The organism is Pantoea sp. BS_8, assembly GCF_041954965.1.
GTDB lineage: Bacteria > Pseudomonadota > Gammaproteobacteria > Enterobacterales > Enterobacteriaceae > Pantoea > Pantoea stewartii.
Genome location: NZ_JAVAXU010000004.1, coordinates 35,401 through 52,471 on the forward strand (window position 1 = coordinate 35,401; position 17,071 = coordinate 52,471).

The following is a 17,071-nucleotide window of genomic DNA, read 5'->3' on the forward strand; positions in this document are numbered from 1 at the left end:
TTTCACTTTTTACCTGTGCTGGTCGCTGACCGGCACCACAAATGACAGATCAGGAAAAAATATGCAACAGTTACAGAGTGTTATTGAATCTGCCTTCGAACGTCGCGCTGATATCACCCCGACCAGTGTGGATACTGAAACCCGCGACGCGATTAATCAGGTTATCGCCAAACTGGACAGTGGTGAGCTGCGCGTTTCTGAAAAAATCGACGGTGAATGGGTAACGCATCAGTGGCTGAAAAAAGCCGTTCTGCTCTCTTTCCGCATCAATGACAATCAGGTCATGGAAGGCGCAGAAACACGCTTTTACGACAAAGTGCCAATGAAATTCGCTGACTGGGACGATGCGCGCTTCAAAGCCGCCGGTTTCCGCGTCGTACCGCCCGCCGCCGTGCGTAAAGGTGCCTTTATTGCACGTAATACCGTGTTGATGCCTTCCTATGTGAACATCGGTGCCTTTGTTGACGAAGGAACGATGGTGGACACCTGGGCCACCGTGGGCTCCTGTGCGCAAATTGGTAAAAATGTCCACTTATCTGGTGGCGTAGGCATCGGTGGGGTGCTTGAGCCCCTGCAGGCTAATCCGACCATTATTGAAGATAACTGCTTCATCGGCGCACGTTCTGAAATTGTTGAAGGCGTGATTGTTGAAGAAGGTTCCGTTATTTCAATGGGCGTTTATATTGGTCAAAGCACCAAAATTTATGACCGCGAAACCGGTGAAATTCATTACGGACGCGTACCTGCCGGATCGGTCGTCGTCTCGGGTAATCTGCCGTCAAAAGATGGCAGCTACAGCCTGTATTGCGCGGTTATCGTGAAAAAAGTGGATGCCAAAACACTGGCCAAAACCGGCATTAATGAATTGCTGCGCACGATCGACTAAGCTTGTGGACGGGCTGCCTGACAGCCCGTCATCTTTTGTTTACAGCTGTTACGGGTAATGTTGTTTTTCAACGCGAACCAACGGGTGCGTTTACTTTTCATCCAGGTCATAATTCGCGCCAGTTAAATCCTGTTGCGCACTGATTCATGTTATTTATGTCTACAGTCATTAAGTCATGAACAATTCTGCGCGCTTATCATTTGGTGGAAAAAACGTTATGTATGACAATATTAAGAGCTTAGGCATTAGTAACCCCGACGATATCGATCGCTACAGCCTGCGTCAGGAAGCGAATAACGATATTTTGAAAATTTATTTCCGCAAAGATAAAGGCGAATTTTTCGCTAAAAGCGTGAAATTTAAATACCCTCGTCAGCGTAAAACGGTCGTCGCCGATAATGCGTCGCAGGGCTACCGTGAAGTGCAGGAAATCAGCCCTAACCTGCGCTATGTCATCGATGAGTTGGATCAAATTTGCCAGCGCGATCAGGTTGAAGTCGATCTGAAACGTAAAATTCTGGACGATCTGCGTCATCTGGAAGGCGTGGTGTCACACAAGATCGCGGAAATTGAATCCGATCTGGAAAAACTGACCCGCAGCGGCCGTTAATCCCTTCAAACGTACTACGGCCTGCCGTCCTGAGTGAGCGTCACTTTGTGCGGCGGGCCTTTTTTATGCCCTGCTACTCCTGCCGCAGCAACGCCCCTTCACGCAAGACATCTTCAGTCGCCTCACGCCAGTCAAACCGGTCAATCCAGGATTGATAGCGTGCAGAACCCAGCGCATTATCCGCCAGCATAAGCAGGGGAATGACGCGCCCGCTGTTACGGTCGCGCGTCTTCCACGGCCAGCGGCGCGCAGAATCACTAAACGGTGCCATATAATCCAACGCAGCCAGCAGCGAGCCGCCCTGTTTGTCAGAGTAGTGCCAGAGATCGTCCTCACCGCGCTGAGACGACAAGGCCGCTATCGCAGTCAGCGCCTGTAAATTAAAAAAACTGTAGTGAAAAGAGCGGGTGCGGGCCAGTTCAAGCGGCTGCGTGCCATCACGCGCTATCTGCCCACCGATCTTCGTTTTAGCCAGCGCCATCATGTCCCTCATAACGGCGTCGTTATGCAGGTAAGCGGCAATCCCGGCCACCTGAACACAATACCAGCTACCGTGATTGTTGGCCGCATGCCGCTCCTGGCGCGCCAGCTTACTGGTTTGCAGCCAGGTAAGGTAGTCGTGGAACCAGCGCTGTAGCGCGGCCTCGTCGCCTGCACGCCAGCCAGGTGACTGACGCAGCAATATCAACGCATCAACAATGCGGGTGGCAAAATAACGCCCATCCAGTACGCCATCATGCCGACCCGTGCTGATGCCCGGCACGCCTTGCGCAAAGTTAAGGTTGGGGTTCATGCGGCTGGCAGGATCGATAAACCAGTGACGGATCATCGATTGGGCTTTACTGGCATAGCGTACATCGCCCGAAAAGAACCAGGCCAGCGTCAGTGCCTGCACATCGGCACTAAAACGCGCAAAACGCAGCCCGTCTGTTTGGTTGTTTTTTGTGTCGGGATTCACCTCGCCATCCCGACGCCTCCACGGAAGCCCCGTTTTCTGCCGGGCGTCCGGCCACCAGTACGCGCTCAGGCTGAGATAATCGTGTCGCGAGCCGCTGGGGGGCACCAGACCTTTGTCCATGACGCTGGGATCGGGCTGCTTAAGCGCCTTATCCGCCTGCTGTTTCAGCTGTTGCCAGGCTTGCTGCGTACGTGGGCTTGCCTGCTGATTCTGGATGGTCTGCCGTGTAGTGAGCAAAGTCTTTGTCGAGAGAAAAATCAGTGTGTCCGCCGCCGCCGCCTGGCAGGTGAACGCAAGTATCAGTAAGCCACATCCCCAACTCAGTGCGCGCATCAGTCTGTCCTCTTCGTTTTTTCGGGCCCTGTCAGCCCTGCTCATCCAGTTGGATCGCGATGTACAACAGCAGGCGATCGTCGACCTTGCCCAGGTTGAGTCCCGTCAATTCAGCGATACGATTTAAACGGTATTCCAGGGTATTTCGATGAATAAAAAGCGCACGCGACGTCGCGCCGGGCTGCACGTTGTTGCTGAACCAGGCACTCAGCGTGCGTCGCAGCAAACCGTTGCTGTCCATGCTTTTTAGCTTTTCCAGCGGACGCGCCAGTTCATTTGACTGCCAGCCACCCCGTAAGCTGTCGAGCAGGACCGGCAGTATCAAATCCTGATAAAAATAGCTGCGAACCTCGGGCATACGCTGCTTTCCCACCGCCATCGTTGTTCGCGCAGTACGATATGAACGTGCAATGCTGCCCATGCCCGTAAAGAAATTGCCCAGCGCGATACGCATGCGCAGATGACCACTTTCCTTCATGCGCTGCATGAGCTGTTCGATCCGCCTGCGGTGATCGTGTTGATCATAACGTCCGTGTGCATTTAATGCCGGTTTCAGCACGACCATTTCGGTTAGTGAGACGATGGCAATCAGGTTATCCCGCGCCGGTGTCGTCAATAACGTCTGCAACTGCTGTAATTCTGACATCGCGCTGTCAACGCCAAGCTGCCCGCTGTCCACTTCGATCACCGCCACGATTCGGGGCTGATTAAGATCGATGCCGAGGCGCTGCGCCCATTCGGTGAGTTGCGGGGAGATCGCGTCACTGCGAATGAGATTGAGCACCAACTCTTCCCGCAGACGGCTGTCCTGCGCCAGCATGTGCAACAGCCGCGCCTGCTCCAGCATCATCTCTGCGGCCATACAGACTAATTCACCATAGTGACGCAGCGCACCCGGCTCGCCCGTCAGACCAATCACTCCAACAATCATCCCGTCGATACGCAACGGCAGATTAATTCCCGGCCTGACTCCATGCAGATGCCGGGCCACCGCATCGTCAATATCCACAATACGTCCCTGAGACAGCACTAACAATGCACCCTCATGTAATTCGCCGATGCGCTCCCGGTCACCGCTGCCAATAATCCGTCCTCGTGCATCCATAACGTTGACATTGCCATCAATGATTTTCATAGTGCGCGCGACAATTTCCTGCGCCAGTCGTGCGTCGAGATGACAGGTTGCCATCCTGTACTCCTGAGTCATAAAGAGGGGGAAAACAGCATAGACGCGCGATACCGGGAGAACATTGTGCATCTGCACAAGGCCTGGCAGGCATTAACAGAAATGCGGCGACCATCACATTTGTGCGCGTCGCCATAAAAAAGGCGGACCGAAGTCCGCCTGTGATAAACCCCTGCCTATGATTACTGCGCCAGCAGATACAGTGAACTGTCTCCGCGCTGCACGTTCAACGCCAGTACCGGTGGTTTGGTATCGAGGATTTTACGCAGTTCGCCCAGATTGCTGACGGCCTGCTGGTTGACGCCAAGAATCAGGTCGCCTTTTTTCAGGCCAATTCTGGCCGCCGCGCTGCCCGCTTTCACGCTGTCAACCCGAACGCCTTTCTCTTTACCTGAATTATTGCTCAGATCCGCGCCTTCAATACCGGTGTAAATGGTGGCGGACTGCACCTTGTCCTGCGTGCTCTGCTGCAGCTGAACCGTCACATCCAGCGGTTTACCGTCACGCAGTATGCCAAGTTTCAGCGTGGTTCCTACCGGCAACGAGCCGACTTCGGCACGCAGTGAAGCAAAGCTGGTTAACGGCTTACCGTTCATCGACACAATGACGTCACCCGCTTTAATACCGCCCTTCGCCGCCGCGGAGTTCGGTACGACCTGACTGACGAATGCACCGCGTTGCGCATCGACTTTCATCGCCTTCGCCAGCTCAGAGTTAAGCTCGGTTCCCATAATGCCCAGCTCACCGCGTTTAACCTGACCGTATTCCACCATTTGTGCCGTCAGGTTTTTCACCATGTTGCTCGGGATGGCGAAACCAATACCAATGTTGCCGCCGTCCGGTGCCAGGATAGCGGTGTTGATGCCAATCAGCTCGCCGTTGAGATTTACCAGAGCGCCACCCGAGTTACCCCGGTTGATGGCCGCATCGGTTTGAATAAAGTTCTCATAGTTTTCAACATTCAGGCCACTGCGTCCCAGCGCGGACACGATACCAGACGTAACGGTTTCACCCAGACCATACGGGTTACCAATCGCCACGGCGTAATCGCCCACCCGTAAATTGTCAGAGTCGGCCATCTTAATCGCGGTAAGATTTTTAGCACCTTCCAGCTGAATTAATGCGATATCCGAGCTGGGATCTTTACCAATCACTTTGGCATCGTAACTGCGACCATCGCTCAGTTTTACCTGAATTTTCGTCGCGTCGTTTACCACATGGTTATTGGTGACCACATAGCCTTTTTCAGCGTTAATGATGACACCAGAGCCCAGCGCTCTAAATTTTTGCTGCTGCGTATCTGGCGCGGCAGGGGCACCGCCACCGTCACCGCCCTGGCAAAGCGGTGAGCCCATGAACGGCGAACCGTCCTGGCAGAAAGGCGAATTATCGCCAAAAAATTGCTGAAACTGCTGCGGCATCCGTGGCGTTTTGACCGTCGTACTTCCTTCAACGCTGATACTCACGACTGAAGGCATAACCTTTTCCAGCATTGGCGCAAGGCTCGGCAACTGCTGGCTGTTGGTGGATGACACGGAAGAGGACGTTTCCGCAGCGAAAGCACTCACAGGGGTCAGTGCCATGCCAAGACTAAGCGCCAGGGCGCTTAACATTAACGAGGTTTTTTTCATTTTGGTATCTCACAATGATGGATATACTGACCATTGCTGTGGTCGAATGTTGAGATAAATGTTTTAGCGCGAAGTTCCTCTAAAAGTTTTAGGCAAAAGTAAAAATTTATTCGCGCTCTTTACAATTCTCGGGTTATTCCACCGCCATTAAGCGACGATACTCATCCCAGGCATAGAGATCCGTCATGCCACTAATGTAATCCTGAATCAGGCGAAAACGATAATAACGTTCCCATAACAAACGCTCATATTTATGCTCAACAACCAATGTACGCATTTTATACAAATAGGCTTTTCGGTGTTTACCAGACAGTTTATGGAACAGTCGGGTCTCTATGGGATGATGGCGTAAAAAGTCTTCATTTATCAGTGTGGTAAACGCTTCATAATTGAGCGACATCAGCGGCTGATATATTTCCAGCAAGCCCTTAATTACCCGATAACCCTGCAGTTCCAGTTGCTCAACTTCGGAATGATTAAACACCTGCTGGCGCGCCACGGTTTTAAAAATCTGTAATAAACGGCCCTCTTCACCTTCGTCTTCTAATAAAGCATGGTTGAAGTGCCCCTCGAATATGGCAGGCAGATTATCAATAAAACGTTTCACCGCGTAGGTGACCAAAACATTCTGAACATTGACCCGCAGCGACATAAAAAACTGATCGCTACGGCTACGGCGTTTTTTACTGCCCGCTTCGCGCCACGCTTCCCCCACTGTACGACTGAAGGCATCGTTATTATTTATTGTTCCCCAGGCCTTGCTGAGATATTCATACAGACTGTCCACGTTAAATATGGCTTTTTCAACGGCATCGTCTAAATCGGCAATACAATAGGAGATGTCGTCAGCGGCTTCCATGATATAGGTCAGCGGAAAGCGATGGTGTTCCGTCAAATTTGTGGCGGTGCGAAGCTCATCGATATATTCCCGCTCAGATAAATAGAAGCCCGGCTTTTTCATTAATACGCTAAACTGAGCCGGTTTTTCCCCCTGCCACCATGCGGGCGCGGTATATTTCAGGATGCAGGCTACCTGAGAATAGCTCAGGTTGAGTTGCAGCAGCGAATGCACCATGCGAATAGCCTGAGCATTCCCTTCGAAGTGGCACAAATCCTGACGAATCATGGCGTTCATGCGATCAAAGTCCGCGCGCTGCGCCTCGTTTTCAACACCCGCAACCAGCGGATCGACCAGTTCAGCGGGCAGGTTATCTTCAAACCAGTCATTAATGGCGGCTTCGCCAAAATGCCCAAACGGTGGGTTACCTACATCATGTAACAGGCAGGCCATTTCGACGAGGCTTTCGAACGCCCCTTCCATGTCATCCAGACCATATTTTGCCAGTCCACCCTGCATCTTTAGCGTCTGCAGAATTTCTTTGCTGATATACCGGCCGGTTTGTTGCACTTCAAGCGAATGCGTCAGACGGGAACGTACGGCGGCGTTGCGCTCAAGCGGGAATACCTGGGTTTTTTGTTGCAGTCGACGAATTGCCGCTGAATTAATGATCCGCCCACGATCGCTTTCGAAATGGCGGGTAATAAAATATTCCCCCTGTGGATCTTTACGGTTGCTATAAGGGCGAGTGAAGCTGATCTTCTTCCTGAAATTGATCGTCGCCATAGCTGTCCCCTTATTTTTTCGTGAAATAATCCCGTCACTGCCATGATAGACTATGCCTGATATTGACATCCATTACATTAGCGAGACGTAAAATGAAAGCAGGCATCATTGGCGCAATGGAGCAGGAAGTTACCCTGCTGCGAGACAAAATTGAAAATCGCCAGACCCTGTCTCTGGCTGGTTGTGAAATTTACACTGGCACACTGAATGGTGTGGACGTTGCGTTGCTGAAATCCGGCATTGGTAAGACCTCGGCCGCTATGGGCACCACATTGTTACTGCAATTGTGCAAACCCGATTTGGTGATTAACACCGGCTCAGCGGGCGGCTTAGCCTCTTCGTTAAAGGTAGGCGATATTGTGGTGTCCGATGAAGTGCGCTATCACGATGCCGATGTCACAGCCTTTGGTTATGAACCGGGCCAGATGGCGGGCTGCCCTGCGGCCTTTACCGCAGACAGTAAGCTGATCGCCGCCGCAGAAGCCTGTATTCAGCAGTTGAATCTCAACGCGGTTCGCGGCCTGGTGGTCAGCGGTGACGCGTTTATCAATGGCGCAGCCCCTCTGGCCCGCATTCGCGCCACGTTCCCACAGGCGATTGCCGTTGAGATGGAAGCCACCGCTATCGGCCATGTCTGCCACCAGTTTAACGTGCCGTTTGTAGTTGTCCGCGCGATCTCCGATGTGGCCGATCAGGAATCGCACCTGAGTTTCGATGAGTTCCTGAGCGTTGCCGCTAAGCAGTCCTCCCTGATGGTGGAAAATCTGCTGGCCCGCCTGGCACATGGCTAAATCCCTGCTGTTTTGCTGGCTGCTGCTGTTTTGCAGCAGCCTGCCTGCTGCACCGCCCCGCGTCATCACCCTGGCTCCTCACCTGACTGAACTGGCTTTTGCCGCCGGCATCACGCCGGTTGCGGTCAGTGCCTGGTCGGGTTATCCCGCTGAAGCACAAAAGATTGAGCAGGTCGCGACCTGGCAGGGGATGAACCTTGAGCGCATTTTACAGCTTAAGCCCGATGTTGTGCTGGCATGGCCCGGCGGCACCTCATCCCGTCAGGTGGCGCAGTTAGTGCACTCAGGGATTCATGTGGAATGGGTCGCCACCTCGACACTGGATGACATGATTCATTCGCTGGCTGGATTAGCCCGATGGAGCCCGTCCCCCCAGCGTGCTACACAGGCCGCTACGCAACTACGCCAGCAGGTCGCAGCCTTGCGCCAACGCTACCGTCCGCAACCCCCCGTACGCGTTTTTGTGCAGTTTGGTCTTTCCCCCATCTATACGGCGGCTAAAGCGACGCTGCAAAATGACATTATCGGCCTGTGTGGCGGGCAAAATATTTTTGCCGCAAGTCCGGTGAGCTGGCCTCAGGTGAGCCGGGAGCAGGTCCTGATGCGCCACCCTCAGGTCATTGTGACAACGGGCGGTTCGCAACAGGCTGAAACGCTTGCGCAGTTCTGGCGGCCGCAGCTCAACGTACGCATCATTGCCATTAACGAGGACTGGCTCAGCCGTCCGGGCCCGCGTATCCTGTTAGCCGCAGAGCAGCTCTGTGAGGCACTGCATCCCGCCCCGAAGGCATCTTCAGGCTACTGAATATTGCCCTGCCAATTAAAGTAATCATTTTCACTGCCGTTAACGTTATTTAAGAGACGCGTGCCATGTAAGCCCGCCGTCCTTCTGCGCGATGCGCTTTTGACTACACCAGGAATTCACTATGACTAAAGCCCTGCTTCTGGCCATAGGGCTTGTGATCGCGCAGCAGGCGTTCGCGGGATCCACGACCGGCTCTATCAATGCCAGACTTGTTATCTATTCACGTTGCGAAGTCAACAGCGTGCGAAGCCCGTCTTCGCCACAGGTTGACTGCGGTCGCCAGAGCAGCGCACAGCCGCGCGTGACGCAAACGGTGCTGAAGCGTCAGGGAAGCCGCACAACGAACGACAGACTGGTGACAATAGAATGGTAAGAGGCCGCCCGGAGAGAGCGGCCTGATGATCAGATGCTGAAAGAAGACCCGCAACCGCAGGTGGTTTTGGCGTTCGGGTTGGTTACGATAAAGCGCGACCCTTCCAGACCTTCGGTGTAATCCACCGAACCGCCTACCAGATACTGCAGACTCATTGGATCAACCACCAGCGAAACGCCCTGCTTTTCAATGGTCATATCACCGTCGTTCATTTGATCGTCGAAGGTGAAACCATACTGAAAGCCGCTGCAACCACCACCAGTGATATACACACGCAGCTTCAGCGCCGGGTTATCTTCGTCAGCAATCAGATTTTTCACTTTGTTGGCTGCTGCGTCGGTAAACTGCAACGGCAGTGCTACTACTTCATCACTCATGAGTTACTCCGTAAACGTCCGGGTCAGAAAACGACCTCAATGTTGCTATTATCTGCCAGCGACCCGCCGCAATCAAGCGCTCAGCTTCGCACTCTGTGCCGGATTGACGCGGAGAAGTCGTACGCAGGGATATCTGGCTTTCGTCGGCCGCCCCTCTTCCGTAGAATAGCCCGAAATTATATGAACTGCTGGAGCCGAAAATGAGTAAGTCTGAAAAACTGTTCGCCGAAGCACAACGCCTGATCCCCGGCGGTGTGAACTCGCCGGTCCGTGCGTTTACCGGTGTCGGCGGCGTTCCGCTGTTCATTGAGCATGCTGATGGCGCCTGTCTGTATGACGCCGATGGCAAAGCCTATATCGACTATGTTGGCTCATGGGGGCCAATGGTACTGGGACATAACAACGAAGGCATTCGTCAGGCTGTGATTGAGGCAGCCCAGCGCGGCCTGAGCTTTGGTGCGCCGACCGAAATGGAAGTCACCATGGCGCAGCTGGTATGTGACCTGGTACCGAGTATGGAAATGGTGCGCATGGTCAACTCCGGCACCGAAGCGACCATGAGTGCGATTCGTCTGGCGCGCGGGTTTACCGGACGCGATAAGATCATCAAGTTCGAAGGGTGCTATCACGGCCATGCCGACCACCTGCTGGTGAAAGCCGGATCAGGTGCGCTGACGCTGGGCCAACCCAACTCGCCGGGCGTACCCGCCGATTTTGCTAAGCATACGCTGACCTGCACCTATAACGATCTGGATTCTGTTCGTGCGGCCTTTGAACAGTATCCCGCGGCTGTCGCTGCCATTATCGTTGAGCCTGTTGCCGGCAATATGAACTGTATCCCTCCGCAGCCTGACTTCCTGCCGGGCCTGCGTGCCCTGTGCGATGAGTTCGGTGCGCTGCTGATTATTGATGAAGTGATGACAGGCTTCCGTGTGGCGCTGGGCGGCGCACAGGCACACTATAACGTGAAGCCGGATCTCACCTGCCTGGGCAAAATCATCGGCGGTGGCATGCCAGTGGGTGCGTTCGGTGGCCGTCGCGAGGTCATGTCCGCGCTGGCTCCGACCGGGCCGGTTTATCAGGCCGGTACGTTGTCCGGTAATCCCGTAGCCATGGCCGCCGGTTATGCCTGCCTGACGCAGATTGCGCAGCCAGGTATGCATGACAGGCTGAACCGTCTGACTGAACAACTGGCTCAGGGGCTGGTTGAGGCAGCCAGACAGGAAAATATTCCCGTGGTGGTGAATCAGGTTGGCGGCATGTTTGGCCTGTTCTTTACCGATGCCGACAGCGTCACCTGCTATCAGGACGTGACACAGTGCGACGTGGAACGCTTCAAGCGCTTCTTCCACCTGATGCTCGAAGAAGGCGTGTATTTTGCGCCGTCCGCATTTGAGGCCGGGTTTATGTCGCTGGCACACACTGATGAGGATATTCAGCACACCATCGAGGCGGCCCGGCGCTGTTTCGCGAAGCTCTGATGAGAAAAGACCGGCTGAGCCGGTCTTTTTTTTAACGTGAACGGCGCAGTAGCCAGATAAAATAGGGTGCGCCCAAAAAGGTCGCCATCAGGCCCGCCGGAATCTGACTGGGAAAGGCCAGCATGCGCCCGCACCAGTCTGCGGCCACCATTAACCCGGCCCCCAGCACGCCAGACAATAAAACCTGTGGCAGCGCGCGGCGAAAGCCCAACATACGGGCCATATGGGGTGCCATTAAGCCGACAAAGCTCAGCGGCCCAATCGTCAGCGTGGCGCAAGCCGTTAAAGCCGCCGCTAACAACAACAGGGCGAGTCGTGAACCCGTCAGTGCCATACCGACAGACCGTGCGGTCATGCTGCCAAGTGGCAGAATGGTTAACCAGCGGCTGGCCAGTGGCGCTAATGCCACTAAAACAGCCGCACAGCCTGCACTTTGCAGCGCCTGCGTAGCACTGATGTTGTAAGTTGATCCGGATATCCAGGTCAGTAACCCTGCCATGCGCGGATCGCCACTTGCCATCAACAGCATCAGAATGGTGACAAAGGCGCTGTTGAGTGCCATACCCGCCAGTAGCATACGTTCCGGTGAGAAACCACCACGACTGGCGACCAGCATAATAACCGCCAGCGTTATCGCCGCCCCCAGCGCACCTGCCGGCAACAGAAATGCCAGCGCGTTGCCGGGAACAAAGAACAGCATCACGACCACACCGCAGGCCGCGCCGGAACTGATGCCCAGCACTTCAGGACTGGCCATGGGATTACCGGTGAGGCGCTGGATCAGGCTGCCCGCCACACCGAGCATCAGGCCGACCTCCAGTGCCGCCAGCACACGCGGCGCGCGCCAGGGTAATAACTGTTGCAGCATGTCGCCAGACGTCCAAACCCAGCCATGCGCATCGCGCCCAAAGGCCAGGCACAGCCATGTCAGCCCGCCCAGCATCAGCAATCCCACCAGCGTCCAGCGCCCGTAACGGTATCGCTCGACCGGCACGTTGTCCCCCTGATCCAGCGCAGGCGGAACGGATCCGGTTCGCAGGCGAGGTAACAGCGCCAACAGAATGGGCACGCCCAGCAGCGCCGTCACGGTTCCGGTGGAGACCTCGCGCCAGTGCGCCGTGAGCCAGAGTACGCAGGCATCCGCCAGCCAGAGCAGCAGTGCACCAATCAGAGGTGCCAGCAGCATGCGGCTCAGTAACCGCCGTCCACCCAGCAGCCTTGCCAGCAGCGGTGCAAATAAACCAATGAAGCCAATGATCCCCGCTACGCTCACCAACTGAGCGCTCAGCAAGATGGCCAGAACCAGGACGGCCAGCCGCGTAGCAGACAGCGCTAACCCAAGATTTTTGGCGACGCCATCGTCCAGCCCCATCAGCGTAAGCGGTCTCAGTAGTGCCAGAGACAGCACCAGCGCCAGCACCAGACGTGGCCAGAGTTGGGTAACGCTGTCCCAGCTCATCTGATTCAACGTGCCGGTGCTCCACAGAAACATATTCTGCAGTTGATCGTGGTTAAAGATGGCAAATATTTGGTTCACTGCGCCGCTGTACAGGCTGAGAACCAGCCCTGCCAGAATCAGCGTAACGGGCGACAGACGTTTGCGCCAGGCCACGCTGAACACCAGCGCACCGACCAACAGCGCGCCACCCGACGCGGCGAACTGATGAGCCAGCGCCCCACCCGGCAGGTGCCATAAGGTCGCGACGGTCATTCCTAACTGCGCGCCGGATGAAACGCCTAACGTGCCCGGTTCGGCCAGCGGATTGCGCAACACCTGCTGAAACAGTAATCCGGCTAACCCCAGCCCTGCCCCCACCAGCAGCGCCAGTGACCAGCGCGGCAGTAAGCTGTAGTGAAAGACCATTTGCTCAATGTTGCTGCTGTCCGGTGTCCACAGCGCCTGCAACCACTGGTTCGTGGGCAGCGCCTGTTGCAGATTGATCGCGGTTAACACCAGCGCCAGGAAGAACAGCGTACCTGTCACGGCTAACGGGAAAAAACGATGACGCATTACGATTTCTCCAGCGCACGTTCCAGCACGCGAATAAAGTGCAGGGCTGACAAGGTCGCACCGTAGTACCACACCGCCGGAACGCGCTGGAAATGGCCGCTGTGAACAAACGGCATGGACTGCCATAACGGACTTCGCGACAGCTGCTGCATCACGGCATCATTGTCATGATCGAAGCAGATCGCCTCTACGTCATGGAAAACGGCCAGCCGTTCCAGTCCAATCACGGCGCTGCCCCAAAAACTGGTTTCGCCCTGCCAGGCATTTTTCAGATTCAAAAGCGCCATCACTTCCAGGAATAAGCTGTTTTTACCGAAGGTAATAGCGTGGCGGCTGTCGAGTAGCGACATCAGCAAAATGGCCCGACCGGCGTGCGGCGCCAGACGCTGACGCGCCGCCGCAATCTCCGCATCCACCTGTTGCAGATGCGCCTCAGCCTGCGCCTCCCGTCCCAGTCGGGCCGCCAACGCCCGCAATGAGGCCCGTGCGCGACTCAGCGGTTTGCCATCGCCATTGTGCAGGTCAAACCCCATGATCGGCGCAATGCGCCGCAGCTTATCTTTCGGTGGACCGTAACCGTTCGAGCAGAGAATCAGCGAGGGATGCATCTGGGTCATCAGCTCAAGATTTGGCTCGGTACGTAACCCGACATCCACCACGCCCGCAGGCAATGGCGGCTGTCCGACCCAGACGTTGTAGTTATGCACGTCCGCCACACCCAACGGGTTCACGCCCAGCGCCAGGAGTAACTCGGTGGGCAGCCACTCCAGCGCAATAACGCGGTCGCTGTCAGGCTGTGCCGCAGGCGATGGGAAAGACGGGATGAGAGGCGACAACGCCATTGCCATCAGCAGGCGACGGCGATATAAATCCGGCATTATCGTATCCTTAACACACAAAACTCACCGGCGCGCCGCCGCCAGGATGGGGGAAGATGCCCATTGGGATACCGTAAATCGCCTGCAACACATCTGCCTGCATAATGTGTTCTGGTCCACCTTCTGCAATCAGTTTGCCGCCGCGCAAGGCGACCAGATGGTCACAATAGCGAGCCGCCATATTAATATCGTGTAAGACGGTAATGACCGTTAAGCCATGTTCATGGCTCAGCGTCTGAATCAGCGCCAGCACATCCACCTGGTGGGCAATATCCAGCGCAGAGGTAGGTTCATCCAGCAACAGGCAGCGGCTGTTCTGAGCGACCATCATTGCCAGCCATGCACGCTGGCGCTCACCACCAGAGAGGCTGTCGACCAGCCGCGAGGCGAATGGCGTTAGTCCAACCCGCGCGATTGCCTGCGCGACCCGCTCGCGATCGTCCTGCGTAAAGCGCCCCAGCGCACCATGCCAGGGATAACGCCCAATGGCCACCAACTCACGTACCGTCATGCCTTCCGCAGCCGGTAACTGCTGCGGCAAATAGGCGACCTCACGGGCAAACGCTTTGCTACTCCAGCGATCAACAGGCTGTTCGTTGAGCAGAACCCGCCCTTCACTGGCCGCGTGATGCCGCCCCAGCATTTTTAACAGCGTGGATTTCCCTGAACCATTGTGCCCAATCAGCGCGGTGACTTTACCTGGCGTAAAAGCGAGAGAAACGGGATGAAGGAGCGTACGGCCCGGTACGCGAAAGCTGGCGTTATCCAGTCGGAAGGCGGTCTGTTGGTACTGCGGAAGCTGCATGGTTATCCCTGTAAACGGGCGCCGAAGCGCCCTCATCGATCAGAACCGGAACGTGGCGGTGCCGACAATTTGTCGCTCTGCGCCCCAGTAGCACGCGTATTCACGGTAGCAACTGGCAACGTAGTCACGGTTAAACAGGTTGTTAACGTTAACGCCAACCGTTGAGCCAGGCAAACCAAAACGGCCTAAATCATATTTCAACGCGGCATCGACGGTAGTGTAACCCGCGACGGTGAAGTTTTGGTTCACGTCGGGACCCGCACTGTATAATCCCTGTGTTTCGCCCACATAACGGATGCCCGCGCCCAACGTTACGCCGGACAGCGCCGTTTCATGGAAGGTATAGTCGCTCCACAGCGAGGCCATGTGCTTAGGCACCTGCACCGGGGTTTTGCCTTTGAGCTGTGTATCTTCCGTATATTCAGCATCGGTGTAGGTATAAGACGCGGTCAGGTTGACGTTGGCATTGAGGGCCGCCTTGGCTTCCAGTTCGACACCGCGAGAACGGATTTCGCCGCTCTGGATGCGGAAAAGGGTATGGTCAGGATCGGCTGTTAAATTTTTGGACTTAGTCAGTTCATAAATCCCAGCCGTAACCACGACAGGACGATCTTTCGGCACATATTTCACCCCCGTTTCGTACTGCTTAGCGCGCGATGGGTCGAAAGGTTGCCCGCTCACTGTCGTCCCGGCCGTTGGGATAAAGGATTCGCTATAACTGAAATAAGGCGCGATACCGTTATCGAAAACGTAGTTTACGCCGCCACGCCAGGTGAAGGCCTGATCATGATTTTTGACTTCGGTATTGGTGTCGCGATTTAACGCAGATGTCATCGCGTAATCATAACGGCTGCCTAACGTCAGCACCCAACGATCCCACGCCATTTGATCCTGCGCGTAAAGGCCGGTTTGTTCCTGTTTGTTCAGATAACGATAGGGGAAAGGCGTGCCGTTAAGCGAATCATTACCGTACTGAGGAGCAACCGCATTCAAAGGAAATGCTGAACCAAACGCTGCGTTGATATCATTACGCATGCGTTGATAATCCACACCAAGCAAAAGCGTATGGTCGAGTTGACCGGTTGCAAATTTTGCCTGTGCCTGGTTATCGACGGCGAACTCATTCAGTTTTTCGTCTGAAGTGGCATAACCTCGCGTGATTTCCTGTGTGGCGGCGTTAAATCCATTGCCATAAATGCTGCGGTAATCCGTCGTTAACTCGGCATAACGCAGGTTCTGGCGTACCGTCCAGGTCTCATCAAAACGGTGTTCAAAGCTGTAGCCGACCATTTTGGTGTTACGGGAGATGCGATTGCTCTTCTCCCCTTCATCAAAGTTGGTGGGCAGTTTGTACTGACTGCCATCAGGACGCGTAATGGGCACGACAGTGCCTTCACGCGGTAACCAGCCGTAATAACCCGTGTCCGGTTCATTCTGGAAGTAGGTCAGCAGATCCAGACGGGTGTTTTCGTCTGGTCGCCAGCTGAAGGACGGCGCGATGGTGTAGCGCTTTTGCTTGTTGTTCGCCTGCTGGGCATCCTGGCTGCTCGCCAGGCCTGTCAGACGGTAGCTGTAAACGCCTGCGTCATCGATCGCACCGCCAAAATCAAAGCCGGTGGAGTAAAGATTGTGATTGCCCATCTGAAACTGCACTTCACGCAGCGTTTCCTGGGTGGGACGTTTACTGACCAGTGCGACCACACCGCCCGGGTTGCTCTTACCGTACAGCACCGACACCGGCCCGCGCAGCAGCTCAGCCCGCTCCAGGAAATAGGGATCAATAGCGAATTCCGAGTAGTTGTCGCCCTGCAGCTTCAACCCATCGAGATACTGGTTGGTGTTGGTTTCGCTAAAACCGCGAATTGACAACGCATCATAGACGCCTGAACTGCCGCGGTTACCGGTAAGCACACCCGGCGTGTAATTAAAGGCCTGCTTCACGCTGGTGACGCTGCGCATCTCCATCTCTTCACGTGTCACCACAGAAACCGACTGCGGATTCTTTTCAATCGGCGTGTCCGTTTTGGTGCCGGTGGCGCTGTGTTTTGCGGCGATGGTGGCCGCCGGGCCCCACGCGTTTTCCTGCGCTACCGCACCACCGCCATTTGCAGATACCACCACCGTTTGTTCAGCGTAAGCCATTACGCTTGCGCCGCTGGTCACCAGGGCAATCATCAAAGCCAGAGGCCGACGCGTAAATACGCCGGATGGAGAAGCAAAAGGGAAAGCACGCGCTGTCATGAAGGTGTCTCTCAAATGGGGATGATTAAGCGAATCGAAACGATAATGATTATTATAACGATTGGATAATATGCGAAGTCT

Annotated in this window: 15 protein-coding genes; 6 read left to right on the top strand and 9 right to left on the bottom strand. The window is 55.1% G+C overall.

The features are described from left to right. Positions 1-61 precede the first annotated feature (61 nt). Together dapD and RAC65_RS10590 are read left to right on the top strand one after the other, a co-directional pair. Positions 62-886, top strand: coding sequence for a 2,3,4,5-tetrahydropyridine-2,6-dicarboxylate N-succinyltransferase (gene dapD, locus RAC65_RS10585; protein WP_033740308.1), 825 nt, complete (start codon positions 62-64; stop codon positions 884-886). A 217-nt stretch (positions 887-1,103) separates the two neighbouring features. Next, a complete protein-coding gene (locus RAC65_RS10590) occupies positions 1,104-1,496 on the top strand; it encodes a DUF3461 family protein (RefSeq protein ID WP_006117754.1) in 393 nt (130 codons plus the stop codon). A 73-nt stretch (positions 1,497-1,569) separates the two neighbouring features. Here RAC65_RS10590 and RAC65_RS10595 read toward each other — a convergent pair whose 3' ends face one another. The 4 genes from RAC65_RS10595 to dgt form a co-directional block, all read right to left on the bottom strand. Next, the gene (locus tag RAC65_RS10595; protein ID WP_375096675.1) at positions 1,570-2,787 is read right to left on the bottom strand and encodes an alginate lyase family protein; all 1,218 of its coding nucleotides are present in this window, start codon (positions 2,785-2,787) and stop codon (positions 1,570-1,572) included. Between the two features lie 31 nt (positions 2,788-2,818). Beyond that, positions 2,819-3,976: a CdaR family transcriptional regulator gene (locus RAC65_RS10600; RefSeq protein ID WP_133745547.1), complete on the bottom strand. Its 1,158-nt coding sequence runs from the start codon at positions 3,974-3,976 to the stop codon at positions 2,819-2,821. Between the two features lie 179 nt (positions 3,977-4,155). Then, positions 4,156-5,604 (bottom strand): serine endoprotease DegP, encoded by a 1,449-nt coding sequence (gene degP, locus RAC65_RS10605; RefSeq protein ID WP_033740303.1) that lies wholly within the window; start codon positions 5,602-5,604, stop codon positions 4,156-4,158. Positions 5,605-5,737: 133 nt separating this feature from the next. Continuing rightward, positions 5,738-7,228, bottom strand: coding sequence for a dGTPase (dgt, locus tag RAC65_RS10610; RefSeq protein WP_006117749.1), 1,491 nt, complete (start codon positions 7,226-7,228; stop codon positions 5,738-5,740). A 92-nt stretch (positions 7,229-7,320) separates the two neighbouring features. Between dgt and mtnN the strand changes: the two genes are divergently transcribed. From mtnN to RAC65_RS10625, 3 genes are all read left to right on the top strand, one after another. Then, positions 7,321-8,019 carry a 5'-methylthioadenosine/S-adenosylhomocysteine nucleosidase gene (gene mtnN / locus RAC65_RS10615; RefSeq protein WP_006117747.1) on the top strand — a complete coding sequence of 233 codons (699 nt, stop codon included), beginning with the start codon at positions 7,321-7,323 and terminating at the stop codon, positions 8,017-8,019. Next, positions 8,012-8,824, top strand: coding sequence for a vitamin B12 ABC transporter substrate-binding protein BtuF (btuF, locus tag RAC65_RS10620; RefSeq protein WP_375096676.1), 813 nt, complete (start codon positions 8,012-8,014; stop codon positions 8,822-8,824). The genes mtnN and btuF overlap by 8 nt, the downstream gene beginning before the upstream one ends. 121 nt (positions 8,825-8,945) lie before the next feature. Then, positions 8,946-9,197 carry a hypothetical protein gene (locus RAC65_RS10625; RefSeq protein WP_006117745.1) on the top strand — a complete coding sequence of 84 codons (252 nt, stop codon included), beginning with the start codon at positions 8,946-8,948 and terminating at the stop codon, positions 9,195-9,197. Between the two features lie 29 nt (positions 9,198-9,226). On the opposite strand, the gene erpA is transcribed toward RAC65_RS10625, so the two are convergent. Further along, entirely contained in the window at positions 9,227-9,574 is a 348-nt protein-coding gene (gene erpA / locus RAC65_RS10630) for an iron-sulfur cluster insertion protein ErpA (protein WP_006117744.1), read from the bottom strand. A 200-nt stretch (positions 9,575-9,774) separates the two neighbouring features. Here erpA and hemL point away from each other — a divergent pair, with 200 nt between their 5' ends. Continuing rightward, a complete protein-coding gene (gene hemL / locus RAC65_RS10635; RefSeq protein ID WP_033740299.1) occupies positions 9,775-11,055 on the top strand; it encodes a glutamate-1-semialdehyde 2,1-aminomutase in 1,281 nt (426 codons plus the stop codon). 31 nt (positions 11,056-11,086) lie between these two features. On the opposite strand, the gene fhuB is transcribed toward hemL, so the two are convergent. From fhuB to fhuA, 4 genes are read right to left on the bottom strand one after another with little or no spacing between them, the layout of a single operon-like run. Further along, entirely contained in the window at positions 11,087-13,066 is a 1,980-nt protein-coding gene (fhuB, locus tag RAC65_RS10640; RefSeq protein ID WP_110267837.1) for a Fe(3+)-hydroxamate ABC transporter permease FhuB, read from the bottom strand. Continuing rightward, complete coding sequence (gene fhuD / locus RAC65_RS10645) at positions 13,066-13,944, bottom strand: Fe(3+)-hydroxamate ABC transporter substrate-binding protein FhuD (RefSeq protein WP_039338689.1); 879 nt, start codon at positions 13,942-13,944, stop codon at positions 13,066-13,068. Before fhuD ends, fhuB begins: the two co-directional genes overlap by 1 nt. A 10-nt stretch (positions 13,945-13,954) precedes the next feature. Further along, positions 13,955-14,749: a Fe3+-hydroxamate ABC transporter ATP-binding protein FhuC gene (fhuC, locus tag RAC65_RS10650; protein ID WP_039338691.1), complete on the bottom strand. Its 795-nt coding sequence runs from the start codon at positions 14,747-14,749 to the stop codon at positions 13,955-13,957. Between the two features lie 39 nt (positions 14,750-14,788). Then, a complete protein-coding gene (fhuA, locus tag RAC65_RS10655) occupies positions 14,789-16,990 on the bottom strand; it encodes a ferrichrome porin FhuA (protein ID WP_375096677.1) in 2,202 nt (733 codons plus the stop codon). Between the last annotated feature and the right edge of the window lie 81 nt (positions 16,991-17,071).